Below are 15,118 nucleotides of genomic sequence, written 5' to 3'. Positions count from 1 at the left end.
AAAAACTTCTATCTGTTGAGTGTGACAATGAACAGATAGAAGTTTTTAATTCTATTCCTCTGTTTCTTCTGTTAAATCATTGTCCTCTTCATGGCTTTCACTATGATTAGAGGAGGAATGAATATCGCTATCAATGACTAAGCTATCCCTTACCTTAATACCTTGCTGTCCACCAGCTTCGTCGTTATTATTACCCGCTATACCGCTACGGCCATTACCATCTGCGAACTGAGAATTTACATTCCGTGTGTGACTGCCATCACTAGCATTTTGCCCACCTTGATTGGCATTAGTCCCCACATCCTCATTGATTTGACCTCCGCCTTCAGCGCGTTGCTCAAAATGGAAGTCTGTATTTCCTATATTGAAAGTAAAATTGAATGTAATATGGTTTCTAGCATGTTTTTCAGTAGAATTGTTTTCAGGTTCCTCAGGGTCATTAAATTTTCTAGAATTGAAACTTTGCATCGTTTGACCTCCTTTCATCTATTAATACTAATACTAATAAGATATTACAGTTTTTAAAGTCCGTTTGTACGTGTAGCCATATCAACTAGAGAGAAGCACATGAATTTTGCTATCTATCCTATAAATTTGTTAAAATGAATGGGATTTGAATATCTAGGGAACTGGAACGGTGAAGGAAAGTTGAAAACATTTAAAAAGGTTTATATAGAAATAACGAGTGTTTGTAATTTAGCATGTAGTTTTTGTCCACCTACTGCACGAGCAAAGGGACTCATAAAAGTAGAGCAATTTAATAAAATATTAGACGAAATCCGACCCCACACAAAATATATTTATTTGCATGTAAAGGGAGAGCCTCTTTTACATCCACGAATAGATCAATTGTTGGATGCGGCTCATGCGAAAGGGTTTAAGGTTAATATTACAACGAATGGTACGCTAATTAAGAAAAACCGTGAAAAAATATTAGGAAAACCAGCATTACGTCAAATAAACTTTTCTCTACATAGCTTTGATGGGCATGAGGGTTCTGAAAACAGAGAAAAATATTTAGGCGATATTTTAGATTTTGTACGGGAGTCTAGAGAATACAAAACGATTATTTCCTACCGTTTATGGAATTTGCAAAAAGACCATGTTTCAGATGTTGCAGCACGTCGCAACCGTGAAACATTAGAAATACTAGAAAATGAGTATAATCTTGATTTTCGCATCGAAGAAAAAGTAGAGCCTGGTAAGGGTGTTAAAATTGGCCCCAATATTTATTTGAATCAGGATCATGAATTTAGATGGCCAAGCTTACTGGAGCCAGAAGATGAAGGTAAAGGCTTTTGTCACGCACTTCGGAGTCAGGCTGCAATTCTTGTAGATGGTACCGTGGTACCTTGCTGTTTAGATGGCGAAGGGGTCATTAATTTAGGTAATGTTCATGAAAAATCCTTCGCAGAAATAGTGGATGGGGAACGTGCAACTAATATAATCGATGGCTTTTCAAGAAGAGAGGCTGTTGAAGAGCTTTGTAGAAAATGTGGCTATCGTCAAAAGTTTGGTATGTAATTATGTATATGAAAAGAAACAGCTCCAATGTCATTGACCATTGGGGCTGTTTTTCTTTGACTGTGAATCAATCGTATCTAAAAAATCCTTTGTAATCCGAACGACATATTTAACCTCATCTAAATTGCGTTCTCTTAATAATGATCGATGAATGTCTAGCATAAGGTTCTTTTCCTCAATATCAGTAACGCCAGATAATTTTTGAAAATTAAAAAGCTCCTCAGGAGGGATGTCTAGTGCCTTCATAAGTGTTTCTAATGTACTCAAGGTTATATTAGATTGTCCGTGTTCAATATTGGAAACTCTCCCTTTACTGAACCCCAATTTCCCTGTTCTTTCGGCCACTTCTTCCTGGCTTAGCCCCTTAGATAATCTAATAATACGGAGTTGTTCACCTACTAGCTTTAAAAAATCTGACATATGATTCACCTCTATGTTAAAAGCTAGTGAAAAATAGTGGAATTGACTATACTATTATAGTGGTATAATAGAGAAAATGTTACATTAAAATGGTACAATTTTAGAGTATCAACTTTCCTTAACCAAATGGCCTAATGGAAGCTATAAGGATTATATTGAAAGTGAACTTTATAGGGCGGTTTACAAAGTAGGATGTAGGATTGGAGGATGAAAGCAAGGTGAAATATTTGTTAGAAGAGATAGCAAAAATAAAAATTGGGAAGGTGGTCACGAGTAAAAAACGTTTTGCTATGGATGGTATTCCTTATATAACAGAAGAAGTGCTAAGGAAATTATCGTTGGAAGATAATACTAGTCTTTTACCAAAGGTTGATAGTACTTTGAAAGAACCATTTTCTTTTTCACTGGTGCCCGCTCAAAGTATCCTTCTAAATAAAATGAATTTAAAGGAAGCGTATATATATCAATGTAAAACAGATGTATGTATTAGCCATGATATCATGGCAATCATACCGAAAGAATCGATACTAATCGGTGACTATTTATTTCATTTTATGAAATGGTATCAGAACAATAAAGAGAGATGTAATGTCTATAGTTTAATGATTGATTTACCTTCTATAGCCATTCAGCATAATGTCGTTCAATTAATAAATGCTGTTGAACAATTATTAAAAAATAAGGGTTCACTAGTCACTGCGGTGAATGAACTACCCAAGTATTTTGATAATATTTCCAGACAAGTAAAACAGCATTCCGACAGCTTACACGAAGGATTTGAGCAATTGAATGATCAATATATCGCTATGCTAGACCATATTTTTAATGGTGATTTTTTGAATGATTTTCAAGAGTATCATGTTTTTCAGAGTATATGTAGCGAATAATATAAAGCAGTCGGTGCGTAATGGATTTGAAAGTCCATGCACCGACTGCTTAAATTTCAATAATAATGGGTAAAATCATAGGTTTCCGTTTTGTTTTTGTAAATAAATATTGACCTACAGCTTTTTTTATTTCTCGTCTTAAGACATGTATTTGCCTACTTTCTTGCTGCAATTCCATGATGATTTCTTTGGTCAGGACATTCACTTTATTTAATAGCTCCTCAAAATCTTTTGCATACACAAAGCCACGAGAAATAGTATCAGGCTCTGAAATGATAGCACCGTCTGCTTTGCTAAGGGTTAAGACAATAACCAACATCCCATCCTCAGAAAGCTGCTTGCGATCACGCAGGACAATGCCTTCTACTTCACCTATGCCGATTCCATCCACATACGTATCCCCTGATGGGACTTTGCGTGTTTGTCGCGCCACCGCATTTTCAATATCAACAACATCTCCATTTTTCATAATAAACGTATGGCCCTTTTGAACACCAACAGCTTCAGCTAATAAACGGTGCTGATGCAACATACGGAATTCGCCATGAATAGGAATAAAAAATTGTGGTTTCATAAACGTCAGCATAAGCTTTAAGTCTTCCTGATAGCCATGTCCTGAAACATGCATTCCCGTATGACTGGAAGAACCATATATGACTTTTGCGCCAAGCTGAAATAAATGATCCACGATGCGAGAAACTCCTTTTTCATTGCCTGGAATAGGAGACGCTGCAAGAATAACCATATCATCAGGTAAAACCTTTACTTCCCGATGATTACCATTTGCTAAACGAGCGAGTGCTGCTAACGGTTCTCCTTGACTACCTGTGCATAGTACTACAACCTCTTCAGGGGGAAGGTATTTGACTTCACGCGCATCTATTAACAGATCATCTGGAACAAATAAATACCCTCGTTCAATAGCGACATCTACAACATTTACCATGCTACGACCTAATAAAGCTAGCTTTCGATTAGCGGCAATGGTTGCATGCACAATTTGTTGAATACGATTAACATTTGAGGCAAAGGTTGAGATGATAATTTTACGCTCAGCATGGAAAAAGGCCTCCTCAATATGATGCCCAACAAGTTGCTCTGAGGGGGTTAAGCCTGGCCGTTCAGCATTTGTACTTTCTGATATTAGAACGAGCACTCCTTTTGATCCGATTTCCGCCATTTTATGAATGTCTGCGAATTGGTTATTCACAGGTGTTAAGTCGAATTTGAAATCGCCAGTATGCACTACATTTCCTTCAGGAGTGGCAAGGACGATTCCTAAGCAATCGGGTATGCTATGGTTAGTTCTAAAGAAGCTTACATCAATTTCTCCTAAATGAAGTGCTGAATCAGCATGAATTTCAATTAAATCCGTCTCTCTGAGCAGCTTATGTTCTTTTAGCTTCAATTCGATCAGCCCTAAAGTAAAGCGAGTAGCATAAACAGGAACGTTTAATTTTTTTAATAGATATGGAATACCACCAATGTGATCTTCATGTCCATGCGTCACAATTAAAGCCTTAACTTTTTCTTTATTTTCAAGCAAGTAGGTAATATCAGGAATTATTAAATCAATACCGAGCAAGGTCTCATCTGGAAATTTCGCTCCGCAATCAATAAGAATCATATCATCTGCATATTGAACTACATACATATTCTTGCCAATTTCATTAATGCCACCTAAGGCAAAAATTGATAATAACTGTTTCTTTGTGGACAAAATACTCCCTCCTAAAGTTGTAATTCCATCTAATAATTACTTTAGCCATTGGTAGTATAGCTATTAGTGTTTCATCCTATACAACAAGGATTATGATGAATCCAAGACTACTATTTGTATTTCATGATGAATAGAATGGAGGAGACATAAACTGGGTGCGTTAGTGTCAAGCTTCTTCCAAAGTTCAGAAAAATAAAGGAGGTTTAACTTTGTCTGATTTTGTGCAACATGCAATTTTCGAGCATAGGTTTTGGCTAGAAATCATGCAAAATCATGCGCAATTTATTCATGATGCATTATATCCCTCTGAACAGGATGACATTCAAAGGGCAAATAGTTTTATCCAGCAATTCTCTCGGCTCCTCACCTATGTGTCGTCTATTGATGCTACCAATGCCGTCGCTTTCACGATAACTGTCGATGACAATGTCGAGCAGTTTAAACAATTTAAACTCCATCTACTGAGACATCAATTGTCAGGAGATATTGGTATTCATTTAACACCAACATTTGTCAATCATATGGTGAATGAGCTTGAGGAATATCAAAATGTACTTAGTTATTTGAGAAAAGGCGAAGTGCCACCCATATTTCATGAGCTTCATCACCATTTAATTTGGTTATTGGATGCCTCAGGACATGCAGGTATTATTCAGGATAATTTAGATGGGGTCGAAAAAAGATTGAAGCAAAAGAGTCATGAGTTTGCCAAACACTTTGAACAATTTTATTTAAAAGCAGTAGAATTAACAGGTTATTTACGAACTAATATGCATTCCTTTCCTGCTTTAAGCCGATTTAATAAAGATGTTGAGCTGGAAATGACATTATTCAAAACATTTTTAAAGGAGTTAGAAGAGATGGAATTGAGTGCAGAGGTTTTAGGTACATTTACTGCACCTATGGCGGATCATATGTGGCGTGAAGAGCAATACTATTTAATGAAGCTTGTACAGTCAAGAGGGGAAGGATAAATGAATCGAGAGGCTATCCCAATAGATAGCCTTATTTATTATGGATGAATCACTACTTCAGTCCCTATTGGAACAATACTGGCCAGTTCTTCAACATCTGGATTTTGCATTCGGATACATCCATGAGAAACAGCATGCCCAATGGAGCTAGGATCATTCGTGCCATGAATGCCATAGTGTTCCTTTGATAAACTCATCCACATAGTTCCAAATGGGCCGCCTGGATTTGGGTCTTTGTTAATAATAATAAAGCTGCCGACAGGTGTTTCGTGGAGCATACGTCCAACTGCTATTGGATATTGCTTTTGTAGGATACTATTTCTATAGAGACGTAGCCAACGATTTTCTGTAGAAATCTCAATACGGTAGGGGATCGTTTCGGGGTCCGGAAAGCCAGGTATTATTATTGGTTGATCAACGTAAAGAGTACCTGATTGAATGCCTGGATTGGCAGCAATAATGGAAGCCACTGGAGTACGATAATCACGGGAAATTTGAATTAACGTTTCCCCAGGTTTAACGGTATGAATCAACGTCAATCCCTCCTTTAATACAGGTGATGATTATACTATATGCTACAAATGAATGATGTTATGGATTGTTCAGGTCTTTGGATAGAATAAGCAGTAACATCGTATGGTTAAGGAGCATATAGCATGAAGGAATTTAAAATTACTTATTTTTTTGATGAAATACATTATGTCAGAAGATTTATCTTTATCGAGTCGCAGCAAGAAGCAGAGAAACTGGTAAAGAGTGAACGAGATCAATATATCTCCTTTACAGATAGCAGAGGTATTTATCATGAATTGCATACTAGGCATGTACGAGTCATTCAAATTTCTGAATACCATCGTATCGATAAAAGTGCTAAAAGGAATGACACATAATCTGTTCATCATTACACACATTAAAGAAGAAAGGAGTGTGGCATGATGGACAAAGAACAAATACCACATGAAAAGAAAATATTTATGAATTTAAATAGTAAAGACAAACCTGACATGGTTGAATCTGATACAATAAGTCTTTTCGATTTGCATGAGGATATGCAAACCGTGGATGCTATTCCTGTGGAGGAGCTTAATAAGAGAGTAGAAAGAGAAGGCGATGAATTGATTGAATTACAGCCGGATGAATTGTAGGGGGAGCGAGCAATGAATAGAGAAAATGGAGATGCCCAATTCTCAGTTTCGGGTACGAATATTGATGAAGTGAAGCAAAAAAATGCCGAATCAGGATTATCCTACAATGAGGTAAAAGCATTATTGGCTAAACAGGGAGGACATGGGACGGCTGTCTTTAGTGACACAAATGTTGATGAAGTAAAACAAGAAATACACAAGCATCAATAAATGACTGAGGAGGAGTGAGGTGTTGAGTGCTCTTCCTTTTTTCCTTTACAATGATGAGATAAGAAAGGGAGGTCTTAGACTATGTTGGAAAATAGATGTCCACGTTGTGGGAGAGAAAATCATTGTGGAGTCGCCAAAGGTGAAAAAGAATGTTGGTGTATGACAGAGAATTTTCCAGAGCAATTGTTAAGTACTACAAAGACGAATACATGTATTTGTCAAGCATGCTTAAATACATATAAAGAAGAGTCAGTATAACTTATAACTATTTGATGTTGCAGTAAAAATTGCACAATTGGTACAATTGTCTATCGCACAACAACCTAGGGGGCATACATTACTCTGAAAGGAGTGTGTCTAATGGCTAGACCAATTGAACTTAGTAATGTCACACAGATATATTTAGAGGAATATCAACGCATCCTCAAAAAGATGATGCAGGGCATGACCTATGTAACCATTACTTGTAGTATTTCAGAAAACTTTATAAAGCAAATCATCCCTTATCAAATAGCAGCAATTCAAATGTCAGAAAATGTTTTACGCTTCACAACAAATATTCCTGTACAAAATCTTGCATTAGAAATCATCCGAACACATACAGAAATGCTTGAAAGTATTGAAGCGCTACAAAATAGATGCTGTGTTGTGCAAAATTCAGAGTATGAATTATACGAGTATATGTGTGCTTATAAAGAAATTACGGAAGCTATGTTTAATGCAATGTGTGCACCACCAGTTTCCAATAGCATTAACATCAACTATTTAAGGGAAATGATTGTCCATCATCAGGGAGGAATACGACTAGCGCAAAATGTGCTGAGATTTTGTATTTGCCAAGAATTAATCCCGATTCTAAAGTGCATGATTCAAACGCTTTGTGAGCAACTAGAGGCTATGGAAAAGTTACTGGATAGTTTACAAAATTGCGATTGCGAGTGCTAGTACTAACTAAAGGTTTATATAGGAAAAAGGCGCTAAGATCAATCATGGTTTTAGCGCTTTTTCTGCATGAGAATAGTTTATCAAAGAACAATGAGGAAATGTCGATAAAGGCTCGCCTAAAAATTCACGTCTTGGTGAGTGGTATTATGGCACTGGCAAAAAGCTATTAGGTCAGGAACGTGTCTATATAGAATTAGAACAGCCATTCATTCATTACATGAAATTGCTAAAAAAGCCGTGTGGGAATATTACACAGGTCGTAAAAATGAGGCGGAAAAATACTTGCAGGAAATTTCAGAGAAATACTTTGTAGTCATTGAAAAGCTAAAAGCGTTAAATGAAATTCTCTTGGACGGAAAAAAGCAATATATTCATTAAAAACGGGGAGCAAGCAAAGAGAAGATTAGCTTGCTCTTTTTATGTTTAGGACATGGTTCCTTTATCAACACTAGGAACACACATAAAGGTTACGGTCCGCTTTTCACTATCATACAGACACCATTCACGGTGATCTACAACGGAGCCAACATTTACACCGTATTGTTTATCTTGTAATACAATTGGTTGTCCATAGCGAATGCGAATGGGTAGTTTTTTCTGCTGATGATAAAGACCTGATTCATGGCTATGGCCAAAGAAGAACAATGGCTTTTGAAAGGATGGGAATGTTGGCTGCCAGCTTACACTCCATTTAAATTGATGTCCATGCATTAGGGTGGCTCCATCAATTTCCATTATTTCAGGTAATGCTCTAAAGCGCTCAATACCAGTTACCTGTGTAATACGCTCTTCTTGATTGCCCCGTATAGAGGGGAAGGTTAACAGCTCTTCAAACTTACTTTCAACGATTGCTGCTCTTTGTAAAGATAACCCAGACATCGTTTGGGCTTTTTTCTTACTAATAGTGCATTCATATAAATCACCTAATCCAATGATTTTTGCTTCCTTTGCTGTCTGCTGAATATGAGTGAGAACAGCCTTCGTATCTTCTATATTAGAATGTAAATCTCCTAAAAGTGCATAAAGCATGCAAACCCGGCCTTTCCTATAAAATCGTATAAATATCATACACCTAATAGAAATTGCTAGAAAAGTAAAACGTCTAAGAATATTTCGTTAGTTTACCAACATATTTTGGGTGTATGGAAAAATTGCCAGGAAATTAAATGCTTGCTAAAATAAAATCATAATTTTCTGAAATTTAAATCCTTTAGTAGTTTGCCATTAATGATGACTCTATCCCGCAGTAGAAAATGAATTTTGGAGGGCTTATAATGACGATGTACATGACGGATATTCTTGAAAAGTATGCTGTGCAACAGCCTAGTAAAATTGCGACCTTATATAATGGGAATAAGTTAAGTTATCGTGAGTTTTACAAACATGTCGAACGATTTGCAGCTTATTTACAAGAGCAAAATTATAAAAAAGAGGATGTTATTGCACTATATACACTCAACACAGATTTATTTTTAATTGCATATTTAGGTGTGCAATTAGCTGGCTACGTTGCTATGCCCATTAACACTAAATTAGCAGCTCCGGAGGTTGAGTTTATTTTTAATCATTCCCAAGCAAAGGGACTCATTTATGATGAAAGATTAGCTGAAACCTTAGAAAATGTATCCTATTCATTCCAACATATTATTGGATTTCAAGATATGAATCACATCCTTACTAATACTAATTTAGTAAGGGCTGTAGTACCGTTGGAGGCACATGATACTGCTGTTGTTATGTACACTTCAGGTACAACTGGTAAACCAAAAGGCGTGATGCTAACTCATCAAAATATTGTGGCTACAGCAGATATTTGGTCATCTTCCATGAACATGCTTAACACGGACAAGATGTTTATTTGTACACCATTATTTCACTGTGCGGGACTTCATGTTTTTGCCATGCCCATGTTTTATCAAGGCGGGACTGTCTTGATAGAAGAAGCTTTTTCACCCACTAAAACATTAGAGCAGATTGCAGTAACAGAGGCAACCATCTTCTTTGGTGTTCCATCTATGTATACGATCATTTTAAATACGCCCGGATTTAAGGAACATAGCTTTAACCATTTGCGTTTATTATGTTACGGGGCTGCCCCAATGCCTTATGAGCTTGTTAAACAAGTAAAAGAGGCGTTTTCAAATGTTAAAGTTCAAAATTTATATGGTCAAACGGAGAACACACCTGCAGCCACCTCTTTATTAGATACGGATGCTTTAACGAAAATAGGCTCTGTTGGGAAGCCATTAGAACAGACAGAGGTCCGAGTAGTTGATAGTGAAGGAAAGCTAGTTCCCGCTGGTGAGGTGGGCGAGATATGTGTAAGGGGACCCCAGGTGATGAAGGGCTATTTACGTAATCCCGAAGAAACAGCTAGAACGATTATAGATGGATGGCTTTATTCAGGTGATTTAGGACGTTTTGATGAGGAAGGCTATTTATATATAGTTGATAGGAAAAAAGATATGATTATCCGAGGCGGTGAAAATATTTATCCAATCGAGGTGGAGGAAGTGCTGTATCAATTGCCAGAAATTTTAGAAGCAGCAGTGGTTGGATTACCACATGAAGTGTATGGAGAAGTGCCTAAAGCCTTTGTCGTATTTAAAGAAGGTAAATATCTCGATGAGGAAATCATTTTATCCTATTGTCAATCACGGCTTGCTAAATATAAAGTACCATATGAAATAGAATGTTTAACTGAACTGCCGCGCAATGCTTCTGGTAAAGTTTTAAAGCATACATTACGACCAAAAGTAAGAACGATTTGAGAAAAAAGTTTTAGTATTTACAGTTAATTTTACTCGAAGCTTCGTTTTCGATGCAAAAAAAGTTCTCAGAAACAAGATAAAATAGGAACCTCTTTCAAAGTATCGTATAATAGAGTCTACGACAAATTAAAAGAGAGAAGGGTAACCCTTCGATTTAGAATAGGAGCGGAATTTGTCTTGTGGACGGGGTATAAACGCCTATTACTTATTGGCATGTTGATTATTATGTTACTTTCTAGCTGTCAGCCATTTTCACAGCAAGATGCAGAAAATAAAAATCAATTAACAGTATTAACAGTAGAATTTAATAGTGGAGCACCAATTGCTAATCTTTATATTACGGTCACAGATGTTCAGAATGGTAATGTTGTAGAAGAAGCTATTGGTTCTGAAGAGGGAGAAGCGATATTTTCGAAGCTAAAAGAGGGGCGAGAGTATGCTATTGCGGCAACGACTCTTGAAAATAGTGCAACAAATGATGGCTATACAACCATCGAGAATTTTACCTATGATACTACAAAACCTTACTTTAGATTGCAGACCCACTTTACAAGAGACGAGCAAGAGCTAGATGTTCCCGTGGTGATGCAAAATCCTGAGCTTCCACATGGCTGTGAAATAACTTCACTCACAGCCGTATTAAATTACTATGGAATGAATGTGTCAAAGCTTGAAATGGCTGATAACTATTTACCAAAGGAAGAAATACGTACAATAGGCAATCAACGATTTGGACCAAATCCAAATGAGGCTTTTGCAGGTAATCCTCGTGATAAAGCTCGAGGTATGTATGTATTTGCTGCTCCGATTGTCAAGGCGGCGGAGGCAGCTATTGCAGAGAAACAGGCTGATTTACGTGTAACAGATATGAGAAATGCCTCACAGGCTGATATTTTACAGCTTGTTCGTGAGGGAGTTCCTGTCGTGACATGGGTGACGCTGGATTTATCCAAGCCTAAAAAAAATGCAAATAGAGGCTGGATTTATAAAGGAGCGACTACTTCCCAGGATGCTTTTATGAATTTACACGCTGTTGTGCTAACTGGGCATTTAGGCGATAAGGTCGTGGTAATGGACCCGTTAAAGGGCTATGTAACTTATAATGTGGATCAGTTCTTTAAAAGCTATCATGAATTAGGTGAACAGGCAGTAGCTGTACATAAATAAACTAGCCATTAGGAAGTATGTTACACTAATAAAAAAGTAAAAAGTGAGTTGAGTAGAATGGCCATTGAGCACGCTTTTTTACCGGTTTTATTAGGCGATGAAATGAATGCTTATGGCATGGCCAGAGCATTTTACGAAGCCTATGGTGTGAAGCCACTTGCATTGAATCACACGAATATGGAAAAAATTCAACAAAGTGATTTATTAACCTTCCGTGAAGTACCGAGACTTCATATAGAAGAACGATTTGTGACGGCACTAAAGGCAATAGCGCAGGAATTCACAGAAAAAAAATTACTGCTATTAGCCTGTGATGAATTTTATGTCAAAAAAATTGTAGAACATAAAGATGAATTAATAGAGGATTTTTTAGTTCCTTATGTGAATACTAGCCTTGCACATCAGCTGCTGACTCGTGAAAGTATGTATGAACTGTGTGCACAATTTGGCTTTCAATACCCTGCTATGCATGTATGTACAGTTAATGATTATGAAGATTACGAAATGTCATTGGATTACCCAATTGTTATTAAACCAATGAATATGACAAAGTATGCCACATGTATTTTTCCTGGAAAGAAAAAAGTATATATTGCACATGATAAAGAAGAAAAGGATAGTATATTTCATGCTATTTATAAGGAATCAGCCTATCGGGATGATCTCATGATTCAACAATATATCCCTGGAGAAGACGCGAATATGCGTGTTGTCAATGCTTATGTAGGACAAGATGGGAAGACGAAGCTTCTTGCTGTAGGAAATCCAATACTAGAAGAGCATTCACCAGAGGGCATTGGTCGTTATGTAGCTATTATGACAGCCTATAACCCTGCTTTAATGGAAAATGTGAAGTTGTTTCTAGAAGCTATTCAATTCCAGGGATTTGCTACATTTGATATGAAATATGATGAGCGTGATGGACACTATAAATTGTTAAGTATCGAATTACATAATGAGCTTTCCAATTATTATGTGACTGCTAGTGGCTATAACCTTATGCAATATGTAGCGGACGATTATGTTCGTGGAAGTAAACAGCCACTTACATACGTGCAAAATAAACATCTTTGGACAATTGTACCCAATGGTGTCCTTTTCAAATATGTACAAAATGAACAACTGATTATTGAAGCGAAAAGTCTCATTCGACAAGGAATGGCAACGGATTCTATTTTTAATTATAAGGATATGAATGCTAAACGCTGGTTGAATGTTACTGTCGATAATTTAAATTTTTACCGTAAATATAAGAAATATTTTAATAACAAAGGTCTGTCTAACTCATGAAAAAACAAACTTTAGGTATAATAGGTGGAGTTGGTCCACTAGCAACCATGTTTATTGGTGAAATGATTGTAAGACGTACAAAGGCGCAAAAAGATCAGGAGCATTTACATACCATTATTGATAATGATACAAATATTCCTGACCGTACGGCTTTTATTTTAGATAATACGAAAGAAAACCCTGTGCCTGTTATAATGGAGGATGCAAAAAAGTTAGCTTCTGTAGGAGCTGATATGATTGCTATTCCGTGTAATACCGCTCATACTTTTTATGACGAGATTCAGGCAGGCTCTCCGATTCCCGTTTTGCATATGATTCGTGAAACAGCAAAGCGAGCATCCGAATTGGGAGCAGAGCGTGTTGGAATTTTAGCGACAACAGGTACATTGACTTCACGGATGTATCAAGAGGCGTTGGAAGAATATGGTATTACACCTGTGGTACCAGATAATGAGATGAGGGCGCATGTGATGACCATCATTTACGATTTTGTCAAAGCTGGTAAAGATGTCACACAGGATGATTGGCAACCAATTGAAGATGCCATGCTTGCCCTAAACTGTGACCGTATCGTGTTGGGTTGTACGGAGTTATCTATAGTTAATCGAGATTTAAAATTAAGTAATGTATATATCGATTCATTAATCGTTTTAGCGGAGTGTGCTATTTTAGCATGTGGTTATGAGCTAATCGATTAGGAATGTATAGAAAAAATCTGCTTGCTTTACATGGGTAGGCTGCAAGTCTTCAAAGAGTTGTGGACGGGCTTTCATTTCCATGTGTGGAGTTAGGCAGATTTTTTATGGATGAAAGATTCATTTGGTGAAACGATTAGACCAAGGTTTGCGTACATATAAAGTAGGAAGCTGCCGAGTGTGTTAAACTAGTGTCAAGCAGATAGAAGGTGGGAAATAACATGTCAGTAATCAGTTTATTAAAAGAAGAATTACAAGCAAAATGGAACTTTGAAGCAACCATGAAAATTCAAGAGGAAATGATACCAGCCATGCTTGAAGGGAAGGATATCGTAGCTGAATCACCTACAGGTTCTGGTAAAACATTAGCGTATGTTTTACCATTGCTGAATAAAGTTAATGGAGCGAAAAAACAAACACAAGGTCTTATCGTAGCTCCATCACAAGAGCTAGCGATGCAAATTGTGGAAGTTATCCGTGAGTGGACGGCAGGTACGGATATTACAGTTCAGCAGCTTATTGGTGGTGCCAATTCCGCTCGTCAAATTGAAAAATTAAAGAAAAAGCCAACGATTGTTGTAGGAACACCTGGTCGTTTAAATGAATTAGCACGTGCAGGGAAATTAAAACTCAAAGAAATTGAAACAGTTGTTTTAGATGAATGTGATCAATTACTAAGTCGTGAATACCGTGTTGTCATTAAATCCTTTATTGAAGGTTCAGCGTTTGGACGACAAGTGGTAGTTGTTTCGGCTACTATTACAGAGGAAATTGAATTAGTGGCAAGTCGAATGATGTTCGAACCAGTTCGTTTTAAAATTAAGCCAGAGGATATGCTAAAGGTTGGCAAAGTAACCCACTCTTTTGTGAAGGTCGAAGAACGTGATAAAACGGAGTTTCTTCGCCGCCTATCGCATACAGAAGGCCTGAGAGCATTAGCTTTCGTCAATAATATTGATCAATTATTAATGAAAGAAACGAAGCTCCAGTATCGCTCTGCACCAATCGTTACACTTCATTCTGACATGAAAAAGGAAGAACGTAAAAAGGCTTTAGATGCTTTCCGCAAAGGGGACGCACGTATTTTAATAGCAACAGATATTGCTGCACGTGGTTTAGATATTGCCGGTTTAACACATGTTATTCATGTCGATGTACCACGAACAATTGAGCAGTATTTACACCGTTCTGGTCGTACTGGTCGTGCCGGTGCAGATGGTGAGGTATTAACATTACTATCTTATCGTGACGAAAAAACCTATAAAAAATGGACAAGAGAAATTCCTGGTAAGCCAGTGCAGAAGATTTGGCATGATGGTAAGTTGAAAGAAGGTAATTCTAAAACAATTGGACAAAAGGGAGGGAAATAA

18 protein-coding genes are annotated in these 15,118 nt (G+C 37.1%); 13 read left to right on the top strand and 5 right to left on the bottom strand.

Annotated elements, in window-relative coordinates:
* Positions 1 to 51 precede the first annotated feature (51 nt).
* Positions 52 to 468 carry a hypothetical protein gene (locus A2J09_RS15760; RefSeq protein WP_031416835.1) on the bottom strand — a complete coding sequence of 139 codons (417 nt, stop codon included), beginning with the start codon at positions 466 to 468 and terminating at the stop codon, positions 52 to 54.
* A 180-nt stretch (positions 469 to 648) separates the two neighbouring features.
* On the opposite strand from A2J09_RS15760, the gene A2J09_RS15755 reads away from it, so the two are divergent.
* Positions 649 to 1,524 carry a radical SAM/SPASM domain-containing protein gene (locus A2J09_RS15755; protein WP_031416837.1) on the top strand — a complete coding sequence of 292 codons (876 nt, stop codon included), beginning with the start codon at positions 649 to 651 and terminating at the stop codon, positions 1,522 to 1,524.
* Positions 1,525 to 1,554: 30 nt separating this feature from the next.
* Here the strand turns inward: A2J09_RS15755 and A2J09_RS15750 are convergent, their stop codons facing one another.
* Positions 1,555 to 1,944, bottom strand: coding sequence for a helix-turn-helix domain-containing protein (locus A2J09_RS15750; RefSeq protein ID WP_031416838.1), 390 nt, complete (start codon positions 1,942 to 1,944; stop codon positions 1,555 to 1,557).
* A gap of 200 nt (positions 1,945 to 2,144) precedes the next feature.
* On the opposite strand from A2J09_RS15750, the gene A2J09_RS15745 reads away from it, so the two are divergent.
* Positions 2,145 to 2,831, top strand: coding sequence for a restriction endonuclease subunit S domain-containing protein (locus tag A2J09_RS15745; RefSeq protein ID WP_012292057.1), 687 nt, complete (start codon positions 2,145 to 2,147; stop codon positions 2,829 to 2,831).
* A 49-nt stretch (positions 2,832 to 2,880) separates the two neighbouring features.
* Here A2J09_RS15745 and A2J09_RS15740 read toward each other — a convergent pair whose 3' ends face one another.
* Entirely contained in the window at positions 2,881 to 4,551 is a 1,671-nt protein-coding gene (locus A2J09_RS15740; RefSeq protein WP_012292058.1) for a ribonuclease J, read from the bottom strand.
* Positions 4,552 to 4,760: 209 nt separating this feature from the next.
* Between A2J09_RS15740 and A2J09_RS15735 the strand changes: the two genes are divergently transcribed.
* Complete coding sequence (locus A2J09_RS15735) at positions 4,761 to 5,525, top strand: DUF2935 domain-containing protein (RefSeq protein WP_012292059.1); 765 nt, start codon at positions 4,761 to 4,763, stop codon at positions 5,523 to 5,525.
* Between the two features lie 38 nt (positions 5,526 to 5,563).
* Here the strand turns inward: A2J09_RS15735 and A2J09_RS15730 are convergent, their stop codons facing one another.
* Positions 5,564 to 6,058, bottom strand: coding sequence for a L,D-transpeptidase family protein (locus A2J09_RS15730; protein ID WP_012292060.1), 495 nt, complete (start codon positions 6,056 to 6,058; stop codon positions 5,564 to 5,566).
* Between the two features lie 123 nt (positions 6,059 to 6,181).
* Between A2J09_RS15730 and A2J09_RS15725 the strand changes: the two genes are divergently transcribed.
* From A2J09_RS15725 to A2J09_RS15710, 5 genes are all read left to right on the top strand, one after another.
* The gene (locus tag A2J09_RS15725; RefSeq protein ID WP_012292061.1) at positions 6,182 to 6,415 is read left to right on the top strand and encodes a hypothetical protein; all 234 of its coding nucleotides are present in this window, start codon (positions 6,182 to 6,184) and stop codon (positions 6,413 to 6,415) included.
* 45 nt (positions 6,416 to 6,460) lie between these two features.
* Positions 6,461 to 6,670, top strand: a complete 210-nt coding sequence (locus A2J09_RS15720; RefSeq protein WP_031416844.1) for a hypothetical protein — start codon at positions 6,461 to 6,463, stop codon at positions 6,668 to 6,670.
* Between the two features lie 12 nt (positions 6,671 to 6,682).
* On the top strand, positions 6,683 to 6,880 hold the full coding sequence (locus tag A2J09_RS15715) for a gamma-type small acid-soluble spore protein (RefSeq protein ID WP_012292063.1): 198 nt from the start codon (positions 6,683 to 6,685) through the stop codon (positions 6,878 to 6,880).
* An 81-nt stretch (positions 6,881 to 6,961) separates the two neighbouring features.
* On the top strand, positions 6,962 to 7,138 hold the full coding sequence (locus A2J09_RS23145) for a cysteine-rich CWC family protein (protein WP_080695155.1): 177 nt from the start codon (positions 6,962 to 6,964) through the stop codon (positions 7,136 to 7,138).
* A gap of 102 nt (positions 7,139 to 7,240) precedes the next feature.
* Positions 7,241 to 7,825 carry a DUF305 domain-containing protein gene (locus A2J09_RS15710; protein WP_012292064.1) on the top strand — a complete coding sequence of 195 codons (585 nt, stop codon included), beginning with the start codon at positions 7,241 to 7,243 and terminating at the stop codon, positions 7,823 to 7,825.
* A gap of 423 nt (positions 7,826 to 8,248) precedes the next feature.
* On the opposite strand, the gene A2J09_RS15700 is transcribed toward A2J09_RS15710, so the two are convergent.
* Positions 8,249 to 8,854, bottom strand: a complete 606-nt coding sequence (locus tag A2J09_RS15700) for a metallophosphoesterase family protein (protein ID WP_012292067.1) — start codon at positions 8,852 to 8,854, stop codon at positions 8,249 to 8,251.
* Positions 8,855 to 9,099: 245 nt separating this feature from the next.
* Here A2J09_RS15700 and A2J09_RS15695 point away from each other — a divergent pair, with 245 nt between their 5' ends.
* The 5 genes from A2J09_RS15695 (at position 9,100) to A2J09_RS15675 (ending at position 15,118) form a co-directional block, all read left to right on the top strand.
* Complete coding sequence (locus tag A2J09_RS15695; protein WP_012292068.1) at positions 9,100 to 10,596, top strand: class I adenylate-forming enzyme family protein; 1,497 nt, start codon at positions 9,100 to 9,102, stop codon at positions 10,594 to 10,596.
* Between the two features lie 177 nt (positions 10,597 to 10,773).
* Positions 10,774 to 11,763 carry a C39 family peptidase gene (locus A2J09_RS15690; protein WP_036160430.1) on the top strand — a complete coding sequence of 330 codons (990 nt, stop codon included), beginning with the start codon at positions 10,774 to 10,776 and terminating at the stop codon, positions 11,761 to 11,763.
* 57 nt (positions 11,764 to 11,820) lie between these two features.
* Complete coding sequence (locus A2J09_RS15685) at positions 11,821 to 13,053, top strand: carboxylate--amine ligase (RefSeq protein ID WP_012292070.1); 1,233 nt, start codon at positions 11,821 to 11,823, stop codon at positions 13,051 to 13,053.
* Complete coding sequence (locus A2J09_RS15680) at positions 13,050 to 13,751, top strand: cysteate racemase (protein WP_012292071.1); 702 nt, start codon at positions 13,050 to 13,052, stop codon at positions 13,749 to 13,751. Before A2J09_RS15685 ends, A2J09_RS15680 begins: the two co-directional genes overlap by 4 nt.
* Positions 13,752 to 13,969: 218 nt before the next feature.
* The gene (locus tag A2J09_RS15675; protein WP_012292072.1) at positions 13,970 to 15,118 is read left to right on the top strand and encodes a DEAD/DEAH box helicase; all 1,149 of its coding nucleotides are present in this window, start codon (positions 13,970 to 13,972) and stop codon (positions 15,116 to 15,118) included.

It is taken from the genome of Lysinibacillus sphaericus (assembly GCF_001629735.1).
Taxonomy (GTDB): Bacteria; Bacillota; Bacilli; order Bacillales_A; family Planococcaceae; genus Lysinibacillus; species Lysinibacillus pinottii.
The sequence above is the reverse complement of the archived record's forward strand: the minus strand, read 5'-3'. Positions and strand labels throughout refer to the sequence as shown.

Coding starts and splice junctions, on each gene's coding strand:
- A2J09_RS15760 (WP_031416835.1), bottom strand. CDS start 468: ATGCAAAGTTTCAATTCTAGAAAATTTAATGACCCTGAGGAACCTGAA.
- A2J09_RS15710 (WP_012292064.1), top strand. CDS start 7,241: ATGGCTAGACCAATTGAACTTAGTAATGTCACACAGATATATTTAGAG.
- A2J09_RS15750 (WP_031416838.1), bottom strand. CDS start 1,944: ATGTCAGATTTTTTAAAGCTAGTAGGTGAACAACTCCGTATTATTAGA.
- A2J09_RS15685 (WP_012292070.1), top strand. CDS start 11,821: ATGGCCATTGAGCACGCTTTTTTACCGGTTTTATTAGGCGATGAAATG.
- A2J09_RS15680 (WP_012292071.1), top strand. CDS start 13,050: ATGAAAAAACAAACTTTAGGTATAATAGGTGGAGTTGGTCCACTAGCA.
- A2J09_RS15675 (WP_012292072.1), top strand. CDS start 13,970: ATGTCAGTAATCAGTTTATTAAAAGAAGAATTACAAGCAAAATGGAAC.
- A2J09_RS15720 (WP_031416844.1), top strand. CDS start 6,461: ATGGACAAAGAACAAATACCACATGAAAAGAAAATATTTATGAATTTA.
- A2J09_RS23145 (WP_080695155.1), top strand. CDS start 6,962: ATGTTGGAAAATAGATGTCCACGTTGTGGGAGAGAAAATCATTGTGGA.
- A2J09_RS15700 (WP_012292067.1), bottom strand. CDS start 8,854: ATGCTTTATGCACTTTTAGGAGATTTACATTCTAATATAGAAGATACG.
- A2J09_RS15715 (WP_012292063.1), top strand. CDS start 6,683: ATGAATAGAGAAAATGGAGATGCCCAATTCTCAGTTTCGGGTACGAAT.
- A2J09_RS15725 (WP_012292061.1), top strand. CDS start 6,182: ATGAAGGAATTTAAAATTACTTATTTTTTTGATGAAATACATTATGTC.
- A2J09_RS15695 (WP_012292068.1), top strand. CDS start 9,100: ATGACGATGTACATGACGGATATTCTTGAAAAGTATGCTGTGCAACAG.